Raw genomic sequence first — 16271 nt, 5'->3', positions numbered from 1 at the left:
TATGGAAAACACCACAAAAACAGAACAGCCGATCGCCCTGACCCCGAGCGCCGTCACTGAAGTCAAAGGGATGATCGAGAGAAAAAATCTCGGGAATGCCGCCCTTCGCGTCGGCGTCCAGGGAGGGGGATGCTCCGGGCTCTCCTACACGCTCAATTTCGAAACGGAGATCACCCCGCACGATCTCTCCTTTGAGGTCGATGGGCTCCGCGTCATCATCGATCAGAAAAGCGCTCTTTATCTGGCCGGAACCACGCTCGACTTCAGCAAAGAGCTGGTGGGGGGAGGCTTCAAATTCAACAATCCCAACGCCACCCGAAGCTGTGGCTGCGGCGAATCCTTTTCGGCCTAATCTTCAGCAACGAAGGCAGGAGGGCTCTTCCGCGTCGGCTGATCGGTGGAGATGCTTACGCGGAGTCGGCTGAATAGATGGCGACGGTAATAAAGGCCCCGTGAGGGGCCGTTCTATTTTTATAGGCCTGCGACGGATGATAAATCGGGTGGGAAGGACGGAACTCCTGACAAAAAGAACCTGCTGGAAGTGTGGCGCGGAGATCGAATCTCTCTCTCTCTGTGATCGGTGTGCGGCTTTGCAGCCGATTCCGGCAGAGGCCGATTATTTCACCCTCTTCCATCTCGGCGCACAGCTCAAGATCGATCTTCCCCAGCTTCAAGCCAAATTTTATGAGCTGAGCCGAGCGTTCCATCCTGATTTTTATCAAAAAAAGTCGGCGGAGGAGCAGGCGATCAGCCTGGAGAATTCGGCGATCGTGAACAAAGCCTACCGGACGTTGAGAGATCCGGTGCAGCGGGCGGAGTACCTGATCCAGCGCGTCGAAGGAGGCGGAGCGATTTCAACCGAGGCGCCGGCCGATCTCTTTGATGAGATTTTTGAGGTCCAGGAACTGCTGGAAGAAGCAAAAGAGGTCCCATCCGACCCGGCTGAGCGCGACCGGCTCCTGCGGGCGCTGCGGGAGGCGCAAGTGAAGTTTGAAGCGCGTCAGGAGGAGGGGCGGCAGGCGCTCGATCAATTCTCCTCGGAGTGGGACCGCTTACAGGACGCCCGGCACAACCCTGGCGACGCCGATCTTTCCGAAGAGCAGAAGCGGATCTTGGCCGAGATCAAACGGATTCTGTCGCACCGGGGTTATTTGGAACGGGTCATCGATAATCTCGAGGCGGGGATTGAAAAGTTGAAGGGAGAGAAAGGGACGTAGATGCCGAGAGTCGTCGGAATCGATCTGGGAACCACCAACAGCCTCGTCGCATACATGGACCAGGGAACCCCGCGGGTCATCCCGGATGAACAGGGGCGGGCGATTGTCCCGTCGGTTGTCTCGTTCGGATGGGAAGGGACCCCCGACGGCGTGGTGGTCGGAGAAGCGGCGAAGAAACATCTGATCACCCATCCCGACCGGACGATCTTCTCGGTCAAGCGCTTCATGGGGAAAGGGGGGGAGGATGTCGGCGCCGATCGAAACTTCGTTCCCTATCAGCTCTCCGGCGGCCAGCAAGAGGTGATCCGGATCGCCGTCGGTGGAAAGCTCTATACCCCGCCGGAAGTCTCCGCCTTTATTTTAAGAGAGCTCAAGCGCCGCGCCGAAGCCTTCTTCAAAGAGCCGATCCGGCAAGCGGTGATCACGGTACCGGCCTACTTCAACGACAGCCAGCGGCAGGCGACGAAAGACGCCGGAAAGATCGCCGGGCTGGAAGTCCTCCGGATCGTCAACGAGCCGACGGCCGCCTCGCTCGCATACGGCCTTCAAAAAAAGAAGGAAGGGGTGATCGTCGTCTACGACCTCGGCGGCGGGACGTTCGACGTCTCGATTTTGAAAATCAAAAACGGGATCTTCGAAGTCCTCTCGACCAACGGCGACACCCATCTCGGCGGCGATGACGTTGATCGCACGTTGATGGGGCTGATCGTCGGCGAGATCGGTCAGAAGCATGGCGTCGATCTCTCCACCTCGCCCGAGGCGCTTCAGGAGATCCGGTTGAAGTCGGAGGAGGTCAAGTCTCGGCTCTCTTTTGAAGAGAAGGCGGAGATCGCCCTCTCCTTCCCGGAAAAGAAGATCGACTACCGCCGGCCGATCGCGCGACCTGAATTCGAGACGCTGATTTCCGACTTTGTCGAAAAGACGCTCGGCCCCTGCCGCCAGGCGCTCTCCGATGCGGGGCTGACGCCGGAACAGGTCGATGAGGTGATCCTGGTCGGCGGGTCGACCCGGATTCCGCTGGTGAAGAAAAAGATTGGAGAACTTTTCCACAAGACACCCCACAGCGAGCTCAACCCGGATGAAGTGGTCGCGCTCGGAGCGGCGATCCAGGCCGACATCTTGTCGGGCGGCATCACCAACATGCTCCTCCTCGATGTCACACCACTGTCGCTCGGGATCGAAACGATGGGGGGGGTCGTCAGCCGGCTGATCGCCCGAAACACCACCGTCCCGACGAACGCGAAGGAGATGTTTACGACGTTCGTCGACGGCCAGAAATCGGTCTCGATCCATGTCGTCCAGGGGGAGCGGGAGCTGGTGAAAGACTGCCGGAGTTTGGCGAAGTTTAATCTGACCGAGATCGACCCGATGCCGGCCGGCATCCCCCGGATCGAGGTAACCTTTATGATCGATGCGAACGGGATTTTAAACGTCACCGCGAAAGAGCTCCGGAGCGGCAAGGCGCAGTCGATCGAGGTGAAGCCGACCTATGGCCTGACCGATCCGGAAGTGGAGAAGATGATCTCGGAATCGATCGAGCATGCCCGGACCGACCTGAGCGAGCGGATGTTGATCGAAGCGCGCAACGAGGCGGAGACGGTTCTGCGGCATACCGAGCGGGCGTTGGCACAAGGGGGCGCCTTGATCGATGCGGAGGAGAAGCGGACGATCGAGGCCCGCGTCGCCGCGCTGAAAGAGACGATGAGCGGATCCGATCACAACCGGGTGCGCGAGGCGCTCCATCAGCTCGATCAGGCGACGCAGCATCTCGCCGAAGCCTTGATGAATCAAACGCTGAAGGAGACCCTTCAAGAAAAGAAGCTCTCCGATGTTTAACGCAGATGTCTAACGAATGAAAAGGTAGAGAACTTTAGAATGCCGAAAGTCACATTTAAAATAGAAGGAAAAGAGGTCACGTTCGAGGCGAAGGAAAACCAATCGATCCTCGATGTGGCGCTCGACCATCAGATCGACCTCGAGCATAATTGCGGGGGGAACTGCGCCTGCACCACCTGCCATGTCATCGTCCGGGAGGGGATAAACCACCTCACCGAGATGGATGAAGACGAAGAGGACCGGCTCGATACCGCCGAAGGGCTCACCCTCACCTCCCGGTTGGGTTGTCAGGCCCGGATCAAAGGGGATGTCGTCGTCGAAATTCCGAAGAACACGCAGGAGTTCCGAAAGGCGGAGCAGCACTGAGCGGTCGGTTCATTCTGAAGGAACTGAATTCCAGAGAAGCTTCAGGTCGCAACGAACACGGAGCGAACAGGCGATGAAATTCGGTTGGCAGGATCCGGAAGAGATTGGAATTGCGCTGGCGGAGAAATACCCCAACCTCGATCCGTTGACGGTTCGCTTTACCGACCTGCACCAGATGGTCACGGCCCTTCCCGATTTTTCGGACGATCCGAAGAAGTCGAACGAGGCGATTTTAGAAGCGGTTCAGATGGCTTGGCTGGAAGAGTACAAAGACGCCCAGGGAGCGTAAAGACCGGCGCTTACCAGGTGACGACCATGTCGGCCTTGAAGATTTCATCGAGGAGTTCTTTATAACCGAGGGTGGGACCGGAGGGCGCAACCCCTTCTTCCGCCAGCTTCCAGACCGTCACCCCTTTTAAATCCACTTTTAACTCGCCTGCATCCTGAATCAGCACGACCGTCACCGCGTTTGTCTCCGCTTGTTTTTGAATGATCTTCAGCGGGGAGGGGTCGTCCTTCACTTTAAGGATGTGTAAAATCTTCTTCATCGAATCAACCTAAAACATCGCAAATCGGTCGGCTGCCGCGATCTTCTCGGCGATCTCTTCGGAGGAGACCGGCATCAGCTTGTAATCGCTCGCCGAGAAGTCGATCTCGTCGAGACTCTCTTTGTCGATATAAAAGATCGGAATAAACTCTTTTAATGTCGCAAGGAACTTCTCGGTCATCTCTCCATCGACATACTCTTCCAATTCAGACGTCAAGAGCAGTGGGGCCTTGCCGGTTAAAATGACCTCGACCTCATGTTCGCCCGAGGCAAGTCCGAGCGCAATGCGAATCCCTTCCGATGCGCGATGGCTCTCTTGCGGATTGCTTCGAATCAGGACGACAATTTTGCGGGTCATGGGTCAATCACAGATGATTGTACAGATTACTTGCACAGATTAGTTGAAGGTGACAAAGCGGTCGCATCCTTTCACCAGATCGGAGAGGACGACGAGTCCGCAGAAGACCGCTTTGTCGCTGGTGGGGATGCTGCGCCGCTGTGCGCCATAGGCGCAGAGAAAGAGCTTCACCCCTTTTTGAGAGAGGGCGTCGATCTCCGGCCGGTCGAGGTTTTGGACGCCGTCATCGATCAGGTAGAGATAGGTATCGATCCCTTGACGAACCGCCTCTTGGGCAAGCGCGGAGACCGTTTTCAGATTTTTATTTTCCGGTGCCGTCGAGAGGAGTATCCCGAGCTTCTTTTTTTCCATCGGAGCACTCTAACATCGGCTTCCCGGGGTTGTCAATCAGTTGCAATCGATTCTCAATTGTGACAGTATTAAAATACGGCCTATTGAGGAATTAAAAATGAAAAAAATGAAGAAAAATTCAAATGGAAACGGCCGATCCCGTACTCGATCGATTGGGAGACGTCCAAATCACGACATCATCGTCATCGGTACTTCGGCCGGAGGGGTAGAGGCGTTGATCGAATTGGTCGGCGGCTTTCCCCCCGATCTGCCGGCGGCTGTTTTTGTCGTGATTCATCTCGCCTCTTTTCAGGACAGTACCTTGCCGCAGATCTTGAGTCGCAATGGAGCGCTCCCGGCCGCCTTTGCAGTGCACGGGGAGACGATCCGAACCGGACGGATTTACCTGGCGCCGCCCGATGCCCATCTAATGCTTCAGCCCGACCATGTCCGGGTGATCCGAGGCCCGAAAGAGAACGGCCACCGACCGGCGGTCGATCCGCTTTTTAGAACCGCCGCGCGTGCTTTTGAATCTCGCGTCGTCGGGGTCATCTTGACCGGCGCGCTCGATTGCGGAACGGCCGGACTCCTCTCCGTGAAGGCGCGCGGCGGCCTGGCGGTGGTCCAAGATCCCAATGATGCATTCTGCGCCGACATGCCGCGGAGCGCCCTTCGTCATGTAAAAGTCGATTATGTCTTGCCTCTCTTGAAGATCCCATCCCAGTTGGCTCGATTGGCACGGGAGCCTGCGATACAGGGGAAAGGAGAGAAAATGAGGAGACCAAACGAACAAGGGGAATCCAACGGCACGCCGGTGGCCGACCTGACCTGCCCGGAATGCAGCGGGGCGCTCAAAGAGACGGAGGTCAATGGGCTGCTCCAATTCAACTGTCATGTCGGACATGTCTACTCCGAGGAGAGCATGCTGATGGAGCAGGGAGAGGCGACCGAAGCGGCGCTCTGGGGGGCGGTACGCGCACTGCAAGAAAGCGAGAATTTGGCACGCCGGATGGCGACCCGTTCGGATGCCTCTCTGTCGGCCCGTTTTTATGAAAAGGCGGAAGCGGCAAAGCAGCATTGGGAGCGAATCCGGAATATTCTCTTAAACGGGGAGGGAGAGGACCTGGTGGAGGCGCTGAAACCGTCCCCACCCAGAAAGCAATCCAAGCCGGCTTCCCGCCGGGTGATGGTTAGAAAATAAAAGGGGCCAACGCCTCTGCTCGTCTTTACATCGTTTATTACCTAAAGGCCATGAACAGTAAAAAACCCAAAAAGGGTGCGACTCCTCCCCAGCGGAGAAGCCGGTCCGCAGCGAACACGAAAAAGGAGATCGGTCCCTCCCGGCCTCCCGCCAACGATTTCTGCATCGTCGGCATCGGCGCGTCGGCCGGCGGGCTCGAAGCGCTTCAGGCCTTTTTTGATCAGATGCCTTCCAACGAGGGGCTGGCGTTCGTGTTGGTTCAGCATCTTGAGGCGAATCGGCACTCGCTTCTGGGTGAGATCCTGCAACGCCATACGGAGATGAAGGTGGCCGGCATCGAATCGGGGATGAAGGTCAAGCCGAATCATCTCTACATCGCCCCGCCGGACCGGTATGTCGGCCTCTTTCATCACACCTTTCAACTGGTCGATAAAGATACGCCGTTGGGAATTCGTCTGCCGATCGACTATTTTTTCCGATCTTTATCGGAGGAGAAAAAAGAGAAGGCGATTTGCATCGTCCTCTCCGGCGCCGGCAGCGACGGAACGCTCGGTCTCAGAGCGGTCAAGGAGGCCGGCGGCATGACGATGGTCCAGGACGAGAAATCGGCCCGATATGACAATATGCCGAGAAGCGCCATCGCCACCGGTTCGGTCGATTATATCCTTCCGGTTGAAACAATGCCGCAGCAGCTGCTGAAGTATATCCGCCATCCCTACGTCCTCACCCCTGTCCCGGAAGAAACGCTCGAGGCGGCGCCGCCGCCCGACTACTTCGAGCGGGTCTTCTTCATCCTCCGGTCGCAGACCGGACATGACTTTACTCACTATAAGCGCAATACGATTGTGCGGCGCATTCAGCGACGGATGGCGGTCCATCAGATCGATGATCTGAAGAGCTACGTCCGCTTTCTCGAGCAGAGAAAAGAGGAGGTCCAAACCCTCTTTAAGGAGTTATTGATCGGGGTGACCTGCTTCTTCAGAGATCCCGATTCATTCGAGGCGTTCAAGACCAAGGTGATCCCAAGAATCTTTGATCAAAAGCGCGGCGATCAGCCGATCCGGATCTGGGACGCCGGCTGCTCCACGGGAGAAGAGATTTACTCGATCGGCATCCTCCTGGCGGAGGAAAGTGAGCGCCGGAGACAGGAGCTGAAAGTTCAGATTTTCGCCACCGACATCGACAATGCGGCGCTGGACGTTGCCCGAGCCGGTCTCTACCCGGAATCGATCGCGGCGGATGTCTCTGCCGCCCGGCTGAAGAGATTTTTCGTCCGAGAGGGGAGAAGCTTCCGGATTCAAAAAGAGATCCGGGAGATGGTCGTCTTCGCCAAGCAAGATGTGATCAAAGACCCTCCGTTTTCCAGGCTGGATTTTATTATTTGCAGAAACCTCCTGATCTATTTTGCATCACCCCTTCAAAAAAGAATCATTCCGCTCTTTCACTACACGTTGAATCCGGGCGGGATCTTGATGCTCGGTCCCTCCGAAAGCATCGGAGAGTTCGCCGAACTCTTCACCCTCCTCGACAAGAAGTGGAAGATCTTTTTCAAGAAAAACATCGTGCCGATGGTCGACCTGCCGAATATCCCGCTGATCCGGCCGATGACGAAGCCGTCCCCCAAAATCAATTCCAAAGGGGGTCGACCGAACAACGTGGTGCAACTGACCGAAAAAGTTTTGTTGAACAGCTATGCTCCCCCGAGTGTCGTGATCAATGAGCGGCACGACATCGTCCACATCCAAGGGAAGACCCGCCCCTATTTGGAGCTTCCGAGCGGAGAGGCAAGTTTCAATATCCTCAAGATGGTTCGAGACGAGCTTCGGATCGAGCTGCGAACGGCGATCCATCGGGCGTCGAAAGAGGGGAGCAAGGTCGTCCATCCCAACCTTCGGATCAGAGAAAATGGAAAGACCTATGCATTTAACCTGGTCATCCAGCCGCTGAACGCGGATGGGGCCGATGGATTGATCCTGGTCGTCTTCGATCCCCTAAAGACAAAGGCCGAAGCGGAAAAAGAGCCGCCGGGCGCTCCCTCCAAGGTCGATCGGCGAATCGTCAGCCTGGAGAATGAACTCAATTCGACCAAGGAATCGCTCCAGACGACGATCGAGGAGCTGGAGACCTCGAACGAAGAGTTGAAGTCGACGAATGAAGAGATGCAATCGACGAATGAAGAGATGCAGAGCACCAATGAGGAGCTGGAGACCTCCAAGGAAGAGCTTCAGTCGATCAATGAGGAGCTGGTGACGGTGAACTCGGAGCTTCAGATGAAGCTCGACGAGCTCTCGCAATCCAACGACGACATGACGAACCTCCTGGCCAGCACCGAGGTCGGGACGCTCTTCCTCGACCGGCATCTTCGGATCAAGCGATTTACGCCGGCGACGACCCAGATCATGAATCTGATCCCCACTGATCTCGGACGGCCATTGAGCGATATCACCGGCACCCTGATGTATGACGATCTGAACCGGGACGCCGAGCAGGTGCTCAATACCCTCGCCTTTAAAGAAAAAGAGCTCCAGACCCGGAGCGGGGAGTGGTACAGGATGCGGGCTCTCCCTTATCGAACAGGAGAGAATGTCATCGAGGGGGTGATCATTATTTTCATTCCAATCACCGGACTGAAAAAGGCGCTTCAGGCGGCGGAAGTGGCCCGGCAATATGGTGCGGCACTGCTGAATGCATTAACAGAGCCGACGCTGATCCTGAGTCGTTCACTGCAGGTCCTCGATGCCAATGAAGCCTATTATCAAGAATGTAAAGCAAGCAAAGAAGAAACGTTGGGTCAGCCGCTCTTCACCCTCGCGGGAGGGCAATGGAACCGTCCGAAGCTGAAGCAGGCGATCGAGACGGTTTTCTCCGATCATCAAAGTGTATACAACTTTGAGGTTGAGGATGAGTTTGAGAAGATCGGCCGGAAGCGGCTTCGGTTAAGCGCCAAAAAAACGCCGCCGATCGATGGCATCGGTACGCTGCTGATACTGACCGTTCGAACTTGATCCAGATCGATTTTTTTTGCGATATCATCTTCTCTGAGGGTTTTAATCTGAACGGAAAAAGAAACCGAATGAAAAAGAAACCGAATGAAAAAGAAACCGAATGAAAAAGAAACCGAATGAAAAAGAAACCCAAAGAGGCCTGATCTTACCGACTCCCCTCAAGAAGAGAAAACCGCCCGAGCGGAACCTCCGTGCCACACCCCGTTCTCCAGAGGAGGTAGAGATGCTGCTGCAGGAACTCGAGACCCATCAAATCGAGCTCGAGATGCAGAACGACGAGCTGCGTCGGACGCAGGCGGCGTTGGAGGCGACCCGCGACCGATTTGCCGATCTCTATCACTTCGCGCCGACCGGCTATTTTACCCTCAACCCCCAGGGGCTGATCTTAGAGACCAATTTGAGAGGGGCCGAGCAGCTCGGCACCGTCCGGGGCCGGCTCCAAAATAAGCCTTTTTTTCTCTATGTGGCTGAATCCAGTCGATCGGTCTTTTGGCGCGGTTGGCGGGAGTGGTGGTCGGAGGGGGGAGGAGCCGCTGTCAACCAGCTTCTGCTGAAGCGGAAAGACCGCTCCACCTTCCATGCCCGGATCGAGCGGCAGATCGTGGAAGATCCTGTCCTCGGGTCCGTCTGCCGGCTGGCGGTCAGCGACATCAGCGACCTCTGGCGCGCCGAATGGGTCCTGCGCGAATCGGAGGAAAAATACCGGCTCCTCTTCGAAAGCAATCCCCACCCAACCTGGCTTTACCATCCGCAGACCCTCGCGTTTCTTGCCGTGAACCAGGCGGCGGTTGAACATTATGGTTACAGCCGGGAGGAGTTTCTCCGGATGAGCCTGAAAGAGATTCGTCCGAAGGAGGATATCCCGACGTTGCTCAGCGAGATCTCCGATCTCTCCCCCGGGGTCCATCAGATGGGAATCTGGCGGCATCAAAAGAAGGATGGGACATGCATCGAGGTAGAGATCGTCGCCCGGACGATCCACCTTATGGAATCTCCGGCGGTGCTGGTGGTGGCAACCGATGTCACGGAGCGGCGGCGGGCGGAGGAGGCGATCCGATCGATGAATGAGATGCTGCAGGAAAAAAATAGGCAGATTGAGGAGGCGAGCCGCGCGCGCAATCGCTTCTTCTCTTATATGTCGCACGAACTCAAAACCCCCGTAAACAGCATTGTCGGGTATGCCCAATTGCTCCGCAACGGGACCTATGGATTCCTCGCCCCGAAGCAGGTGGAGGCGATCGGCCGGATTAATACCAATGCCCAGGACCTGGTCCATTTAATCAACAACATTCTCGATCTGGCAAAGCTTGAAGCGGGAAAGATGACGCTTCAGGTCACCGAGGTCAATTTGATTGATCTTGCCGAAAAGGTGATTCTCAACTTCGGGCCGCAGCTTCAAGAGAAAGAATTGCTGCTGAAAAAAGAGATTGAGCCTGCCTTTCCAAGATTTTTTTGGACCGATCCGCTGCAGGTCCGGAGCATTTTGACGAACCTGCTGTCGAATGCGGTGAAGTTTACCCAACGGGGTGAGATTCGGCTCCGGTTATATTGTCCGCCGGAGGGACGGGGCGCGGTCTTGGCGGTCTCCGACACCGGGGTGGGGATCGATCCGGCGCACCTGGAGCGAATCTTCGATGAGTACGAGCATCAGAATTACGAGCCCCACGAAGGTGCGCAGGTCGGGGGACTTCAGATGATCGAGGGAACCGGATTGGGATTGGCCATCGTTCGGCGGATGGTCCACTTCCTCCAGGGCAAGATCGAGGTGTCGAGCGCCCCCGATGTCGGCACCACCTTCACCCTCTTTCTCCCCGAGCAGACACCGGACGATCCGCTCTCCGGAACGTCCCCGCTCTAGACGTTTCCTTTTCTATCACGGCCTCCGCGCCGAGAAATACCGGAGCGCTCCAACCGATCACTTCAATTTATTCCCGCCCTCTTGATCCGTAAGTAGAAATCTATTAAATGGATTCCTTGATTTCGTTTCAACTGTAATATAGAATATAGATCCTTATCTCTCGTTATGTCATTCTTAATAGAAATCTTCATCACACTTTCGGCAACTTTAAGAAATGAACCCTCTCGCTCATTGTAGAGCGGCCGTGAAGGCGTCTCGTTTCGGAGAGGGATTGCAGGCCGTTCGAATGGCTGAAAGCAGAATGCATGAAGAGTCCTGTCGAAGTTAAGAAAACCGCCAAGAGAAAGCAGGCATTCGACCGGTGTTCCCCGGCGTCAGCGCGGACGTTAAACAGAAGGCGCAGCGCTTCCGCGGTTGAGATTGAGTCGATGGCCCGTCCGCTGAACGACCCACGGCAGGAACGGGCGATGCAGAACGAAGCGCTCTCTCGGGTGCAGGCGGCGCTCGAAGCCTCCCGTAACCGCTACTCCGATCTTTATAACTTCGCGCCGGTCGGTTACTTTACCCTCGACCATGAGGGGTTGATCCTCGAAGCGAATCTGAAAGGGCTGGAGCTGTTGGGAATCAAGCGGGGCCTTCTCGATCGAAAGCCCTTTTCCGTTTTTATCCCTAAAAAAGATCAATCACGCTTTCATGCGCACCGGCGCTCCGTTTTCAAGGACAAGACCCGGCAGGTTTGCGAGATTCGGCTTCGGAAAAAAGATGGCATTCCGTTCGATGCGCAGCTGGAGAGCATCCGCGTCGAAGATCCGTCGAGGGGAGAGGTCTGCCGGACGGTAATCAGCGACATTACCGACCGAAAGCAGGCCGAAGCGGAGCGGGCGCAATTGCTGATGCGAGCGCAGCGGGCGCGGGCCGACGCCGAGCAGGCGCAGCTTCGCTTGGCCTTCCTTGCCGAGGCAAGCACCCTCCTCTCCAATTCCCTCGATTATGAATTGACCCTCGGGCGTGTGGCGCGCCTGGCGGTTCCCTACCTGGCCGACGGCTGTATCGTCGATGTGATTAAAGAAGATGGATTGATCCGGCGTGTTGCGGTTGCGGCCCTCCATTGCAATCGAGAGGCGGCGGGATGGGAACTGATGCAGTGTTATCCCCCCGAGACAGGGCGGGCGCACCCCCTTCAGCAGGTTTTACGGTCGGGGAAATCGATCTTCCTCCCTGAGATCTCCGATTCCCTCCTTCAATCGATTGCGGGCGATCCCGGGCCGCCGGAGATCGCCCGCTGTTTTTGGCCGAAGTCGGCGATGCTGGTTCCCCTTTTGGCCCGCGGCAGAACGCTCGGCGTCATTTCATTTTTGTCGGTCGACAGCGGACGCCGCTACGTCGATGCCGATTTGGTATTGGCCGAAGACCTGACCCTGCGGGCGGCCTTGGCGGTCGACAATGCGCGCCTCTACCGCGCTGCGAAGGAGGAGATCGCGGAGCGAAAGCGGGCGGAGGAGGCGATCCGAACGATGAACGAGGCGCTGCGTGAGAAGAACCTGCGGATCGAGGAGGCGAGCCAGGCCCGCAGCCGCTTCTTCTCCTACATGTCGCATGAGCTCAAGACCCCTGTGAACAGCATCGTTGGATTCACGCAGCTGCTGCGCAACAACACGTATGGGGCCCTCGCCCCCAACCAGGCGACCGCGGTGGCGCGGATTCATAGCAACGCACGGGACCTGATGCATCTAATCAACAATATCTTGGATCTGGCGAAGCTCGAATCGGGCAAGATGGCGCTTCAGGTAATGGAAGTGAACCTCAAAGAGCTTGCCGAGAAGGTGCTCCTCAACTTCGAGCCGCAGCTGCGGGAGAAAGGGCTGCAGATCGAAAAGCGGATGGAAGGGGAGCATCTCGCCTGTTTTATGACCGATCCGATGCAGGTCCGGAGCATTTTGACCAACCTGTTGTCGAATGCGGTGAAGTTTACCGATCGGGGGGGAATTCGGCTCGTCCTCTCCGGCCGGGAAGAGGGCGGGGCCGTTCGGTTCGAAATCTCCGATACCGGCGTCGGAATCGACCCGGCCCATCTGGAGCGGATTTTCGAAGAGTACGAGCGGCGGGGGGGAGTGGGGAAAGACACCGGCGGGACCGGCCTCGGCCTCGCGATCGTGCGGCGGATGGTTCACTTCCTCGGCGGCCAGATTGAGGTCGCCAGCGCCCTGAACGTCGGCACCACCTTTACCCTGTCTCTCCCCGAACACCGGCCTGCGGCGCCGCTTCTTCCTTCTGCAATATCCTAGTCCTCGTTATATTTCCACCTCTTAGCGTCCATCTTGAATATATTTGCTATTTATCACTCCTTTCGTGTAGAATAACCCCTTTGTTCGATCTTTTCGGGTATACTCTCAAAAAACCGTCAGGATTGTGAATAAAATAAAACTATAAAGGAGAGACAAGAGAATGGGTCAAGCCATGGTCGCCGATGCGACGGGTATCACAAAACGAAAGGTCGATTTTTTTGCTATCTTTATTTTTTCCCTTATTTCCGCCGTCACGGTGGTCGGGGTTCCCCTCTTTGGTTACTTCTTTGATTATACCTGGGTCGATTGGAGCCTTTTCGCCGTTCTCTATGTGGTCACCGGAATGGGAATCACCGTCGGTTACCATCGGATGATTTCGCATCGGAGCTTCACCTGTCCCGAGCCGGTCAAGATTGCGTTCTTGATCGCGGGAGGATGGGCTTTGGAGAATTCCGCGCTGAAATGGTGCTCCGACCATGTCCGCCACCATGCCAATGTCGATAAAGACGCCGATCCTTACAATGCTCAAAAAGGGTTTTGGTACAGCCATCTTCTCTGGATCTTCTTGAAAGATCCGTATGCCGACGACAAATACGCCGCCGCCTTCAAAAAAGACAAATGGATCGTCTGGCAACACCAATATTATCTTCAGATCGTTCTGGCCGGGCTTGTCTTGCCGGCCGTGATCGGGTTTCTCCATCGCGGGTGGATCGGGGCGCTCTCCGGCTTTCTCCTCGCCGGCGTCTGCAGAACCTTCCTCGTATTGAATTCAACCTTTTGCATCAACTCGATCTGCCACATGTGGGGAGATCAGCCGAACAGCCAGCTTAACAGCAGCCGGGACAGCTGGTGGATCTCGCTGATCACCTTCGGCGAAGGCTATCATAACTACCATCACACCTATCCCCGCGATTATCGAAACGGCCCGAAGTGGTATAACTTCGATCCGTCCAAGTGGTTGATCTTCAGCCTCTATCTCCTGGGGCTGGCAAGGGATCTCTCCTCCCGGTCGGCCTCCGCGCAGTAGCAGGTTGGTATGATCTTCAGATCGTTCAGAGGGCCCCGACGGGGCCCTCTTTTTTTGGCTGTCCGTGTTCCGCTTGACAACCTGTCGACTCCTTCGTATTATCCAGAATGATGAAAAAGATCTACCTCGATCACATCGCCGCCACGCCGCTTTTACCGGCGGCGCGAGAGGCGATGCTCCCCTTCTTTGCGGAGCACTTTGGAAATCCGCAGAGCCGCCATGCGGCCGGTGAGGTTCCCCGCAAAGCGTTGGAGGAGGCCCGCAAGCGGGTCGCCGAGTTAATCGGCGCCGATCCGCGCGAGATCGTTTTCACCGGCTCGGGCAGCGAAGCGAACAATCTCGCCATCAAGGGGGTTCTCTCCGCGCGTCAGAAGAAGGGCCGGCATATCATTACCTCCTCAATCGAGCACTTCTCCGTCGCCCATCCCCTCAAACATCTGGAGCAGGAGGGGTTCGAGGTGACCTGGCTTCCGGTCGACCGACAGGGGCGGGTCCAGGCGGCGCAGGTTTCGGCGGCGCTGCGAGAAGAGACGGTTCTCGTCTCGATCCTCCATGCGAATAACGAAATCGGAACCGTTCAGCCGATCGAAGCGATCGCCGCGATCACGCAGGAAGCCGGCGTTCTCTTCCATACCGACGCCGTTGCGACGGTCGGCGTCATCCCGTTTCAGGTTGATTCTCTGGGGATCGATCTTGCCTCTTTTTCGGCGCAGCCGTTCTATGGGCCGAAGGGGGCCGGCGCGCTCTATCTTCGGCGCGGAACCCGGCTCCATCCGTTGATCGAAGGGGGAATTCAAGAGGGGGGGAGGCGAAGCGGGACGGAAAACGTCGCGGCGATCGTCGGGATGGGGGTCGCGGCGATGGAGGCGAAGCGGCGGCTTTCGGTGGAAGCGCCCCGTCTGGCGGCCCTGCGAGACCGGCTGGTCGTCGGGCTCCGGGAACGGGTGCCGCTGCTTCATCCGACGGGAGATCCGATCGATCGGCTTCCGCATATCGCCAGCTTTGCGGTGGAGTTTGTCGACGGGGAGGCGCTTATTCGAAAGCTGGAGAAGCGGGGGATTATGGCGGCGAGCGGGTCCTCCTGCAGCGCCGAGGCGCTGAAGATCTCGCCGGTGTTGACCGCCACCGGCCTGCCGGGGAATATCGCGCAGGGGGGGATCGTCTTCAGCCTCGGCATGGAAACGACCGAGGCCGACATCGAGGCCGTCCTGACCGCCTTTCCCGCCGCGGTCGACGAGATCCGCCAGGTCTCTCCGATTTATTCCGACGTCTCACCCCGAAAAGAGAGGGAATGATTGGATGGGAATGAGGGAGGTAAAAGGAAGATGATCGCGGCCGATCAAACGCTCGATACATTGGGACTCTTCTGTCCCATTCCTGTGATTCTGACCTCCAAACGAATTAAGCAGATGGAGATCGATCAGGTGTTGGAGATTCTCTCCGATGACGAAGGAATTAAGAAAGACATGCCGGCCTGGTGCAAGAGCACCGGAAACGAGTTTGTCGACCTCGTCCAAGAAGGAAAAGTCTTCAAAGTTTACGTGCGGAAGAAAAAGTAATGAAATTGAGCCGAAGGCCCCTTTAACCCTGCACTCCGAAATCCGCACTCCGCAATCATACTAATCCTCTCCCTGGTCCAAATCCCCGAGCAAGAGTTCTTTTGTCTCTTCCGAGATCGCCGCCCGCTCCTTATAGTTGGGGTGCTCGATGACGACGAAATTCTCCCGCTCGCTCCGGAAGGTCTCGATGGTGGTGATATCCAATTTAAAGCGGATGAAGTGGACGGCGCTGATCTGCTCCTCGGTGCTCCGCCCTGTTTCGAAGCGGGCCGGGATTTTCTTCTTTTTTCCGATCTGGAGGAAGAGGGTCTCCCCCCGGTCGATCCCGATCAGCCGGTCGAGCACCTCTTTGATCTTTCCCTCCTCGGTGATCTCAATGAACAAGGTTGCGGAGAGCTCTCGGGGGCCTGGAACCAGATCGTTGTAGACGTCGACCTCCTCTTGAATCTTCTCGGGGGCTTCGATCCGCTCCGCGCGCAGCATCTCTTGAATTTGGAAGAGGAGGGTCTCTCGATTTTCGAACGTTAACGAGACGTAGGGTCCCACCTGAACCCGTCTCTTCTTTTTTTGCTCGATAATTTCCTTCCGAAACGCTTCTCGAACCTTTTCGTATTCCGCCAATGGATAGACGTCGTCGACCTCGATTTTTTTCATCTCTCCTGCTCCCAAAGGTAAAATAGGT

At 56.6% G+C, this 16271-nt stretch carries 16 protein-coding genes; 12 read left to right on the top strand and 4 right to left on the bottom strand.

Annotated features, from left to right (window positions below; all coding sequences use genetic code 11):
• Position 1 precedes the first annotated feature (1 nt).
• The 5 genes from HY282_15405 to iscX all read left to right on the top strand — a co-directional run bounded on the left by HY282_15405 (position 2) and on the right by iscX (position 3708).
• Complete coding sequence (locus tag HY282_15405; protein ID MBI3805135.1) at positions 2-352, top strand: iron-sulfur cluster assembly accessory protein; 351 nt, start codon at positions 2-4, stop codon at positions 350-352.
• 148 nt (positions 353-500) lie between these two features.
• Positions 501-1217, top strand: a complete 717-nt coding sequence (gene hscB / locus HY282_15400) for a Fe-S protein assembly co-chaperone HscB (protein MBI3805134.1) — start codon at positions 501-503, stop codon at positions 1215-1217.
• The gene (gene hscA / locus HY282_15395; GenBank protein ID MBI3805133.1) at positions 1218-3053 is read left to right on the top strand and encodes a Fe-S protein assembly chaperone HscA; all 1836 of its coding nucleotides are present in this window, start codon (positions 1218-1220) and stop codon (positions 3051-3053) included. It abuts the gene before it with no gap.
• A gap of 39 nt (positions 3054-3092) precedes the next feature.
• Positions 3093-3419 carry a 2Fe-2S iron-sulfur cluster binding domain-containing protein gene (locus HY282_15390; GenBank protein ID MBI3805132.1) on the top strand — a complete coding sequence of 109 codons (327 nt, stop codon included), beginning with the start codon at positions 3093-3095 and terminating at the stop codon, positions 3417-3419.
• 73 nt (positions 3420-3492) lie between these two features.
• A complete protein-coding gene (gene iscX / locus HY282_15385; protein MBI3805131.1) occupies positions 3493-3708 on the top strand; it encodes a Fe-S cluster assembly protein IscX in 216 nt (71 codons plus the stop codon).
• 10 nt (positions 3709-3718) lie between these two features.
• On the opposite strand, the gene HY282_15380 is transcribed toward iscX, so the two are convergent.
• The 3 genes from HY282_15380 to HY282_15370 are packed head-to-tail and all read right to left on the bottom strand — an operon-like array spanning position 3719 to position 4675.
• Positions 3719-3967 (bottom strand): hypothetical protein, encoded by a 249-nt coding sequence (locus HY282_15380; GenBank protein ID MBI3805130.1) that lies wholly within the window; start codon positions 3965-3967, stop codon positions 3719-3721.
• Between the two features lie 9 nt (positions 3968-3976).
• Positions 3977-4324 (bottom strand): DsrE family protein, encoded by a 348-nt coding sequence (locus HY282_15375; GenBank protein MBI3805129.1) that lies wholly within the window; start codon positions 4322-4324, stop codon positions 3977-3979.
• Positions 4325-4363: 39 nt separating this feature from the next.
• Entirely contained in the window at positions 4364-4675 is a 312-nt protein-coding gene (locus HY282_15370) for a DsrE family protein (GenBank protein ID MBI3805128.1), read from the bottom strand.
• Between the two features lie 106 nt (positions 4676-4781).
• Here HY282_15370 and HY282_15365 point away from each other — a divergent pair, with 106 nt between their 5' ends.
• From HY282_15365 to HY282_15335, 7 genes are all read left to right on the top strand, one after another.
• Positions 4782-5855 carry a chemotaxis protein CheB gene (locus tag HY282_15365; GenBank protein MBI3805127.1) on the top strand — a complete coding sequence of 358 codons (1074 nt, stop codon included), beginning with the start codon at positions 4782-4784 and terminating at the stop codon, positions 5853-5855.
• A 50-nt stretch (positions 5856-5905) separates the two neighbouring features.
• Positions 5906-8860 carry a PAS domain-containing protein gene (locus HY282_15360; GenBank protein MBI3805126.1) on the top strand — a complete coding sequence of 985 codons (2955 nt, stop codon included), beginning with the start codon at positions 5906-5908 and terminating at the stop codon, positions 8858-8860.
• Positions 8861-9083: 223 nt separating this feature from the next.
• Complete coding sequence (locus HY282_15355; GenBank protein ID MBI3805125.1) at positions 9084-10718, top strand: PAS domain-containing sensor histidine kinase; 1635 nt, start codon at positions 9084-9086, stop codon at positions 10716-10718.
• 428 nt (positions 10719-11146) lie between these two features.
• Entirely contained in the window at positions 11147-13003 is a 1857-nt protein-coding gene (locus HY282_15350) for a PAS domain S-box protein (GenBank protein MBI3805124.1), read from the top strand.
• 160 nt (positions 13004-13163) lie between these two features.
• Positions 13164-14030: a fatty acid desaturase gene (locus HY282_15345; protein ID MBI3805123.1), complete on the top strand. Its 867-nt coding sequence runs from the start codon at positions 13164-13166 to the stop codon at positions 14028-14030.
• A 110-nt stretch (positions 14031-14140) separates the two neighbouring features.
• Positions 14141-15325 carry a cysteine desulfurase gene (locus HY282_15340; GenBank protein MBI3805122.1) on the top strand — a complete coding sequence of 395 codons (1185 nt, stop codon included), beginning with the start codon at positions 14141-14143 and terminating at the stop codon, positions 15323-15325.
• A gap of 30 nt (positions 15326-15355) precedes the next feature.
• Positions 15356-15589, top strand: coding sequence for a sulfurtransferase TusA family protein (locus HY282_15335; GenBank protein MBI3805121.1), 234 nt, complete (start codon positions 15356-15358; stop codon positions 15587-15589).
• Positions 15590-15649: 60 nt separating this feature from the next.
• Here HY282_15335 and HY282_15330 read toward each other — a convergent pair whose 3' ends face one another.
• Entirely contained in the window at positions 15650-16243 is a 594-nt protein-coding gene (locus tag HY282_15330) for a DUF3501 family protein (protein MBI3805120.1), read from the bottom strand.
• Positions 16244-16271: the final 28 nt, after the last annotated feature.

It is taken from the genome of Candidatus Manganitrophaceae bacterium (genome assembly GCA_016200325.1).
Taxonomy (GTDB): Bacteria; Nitrospirota; Nitrospiria; order SBBL01; family Manganitrophaceae; genus Manganitrophus.
The sequence above is the reverse complement of the archived record's forward strand: the minus strand, read 5'-3'. Positions and strand labels throughout refer to the sequence as shown.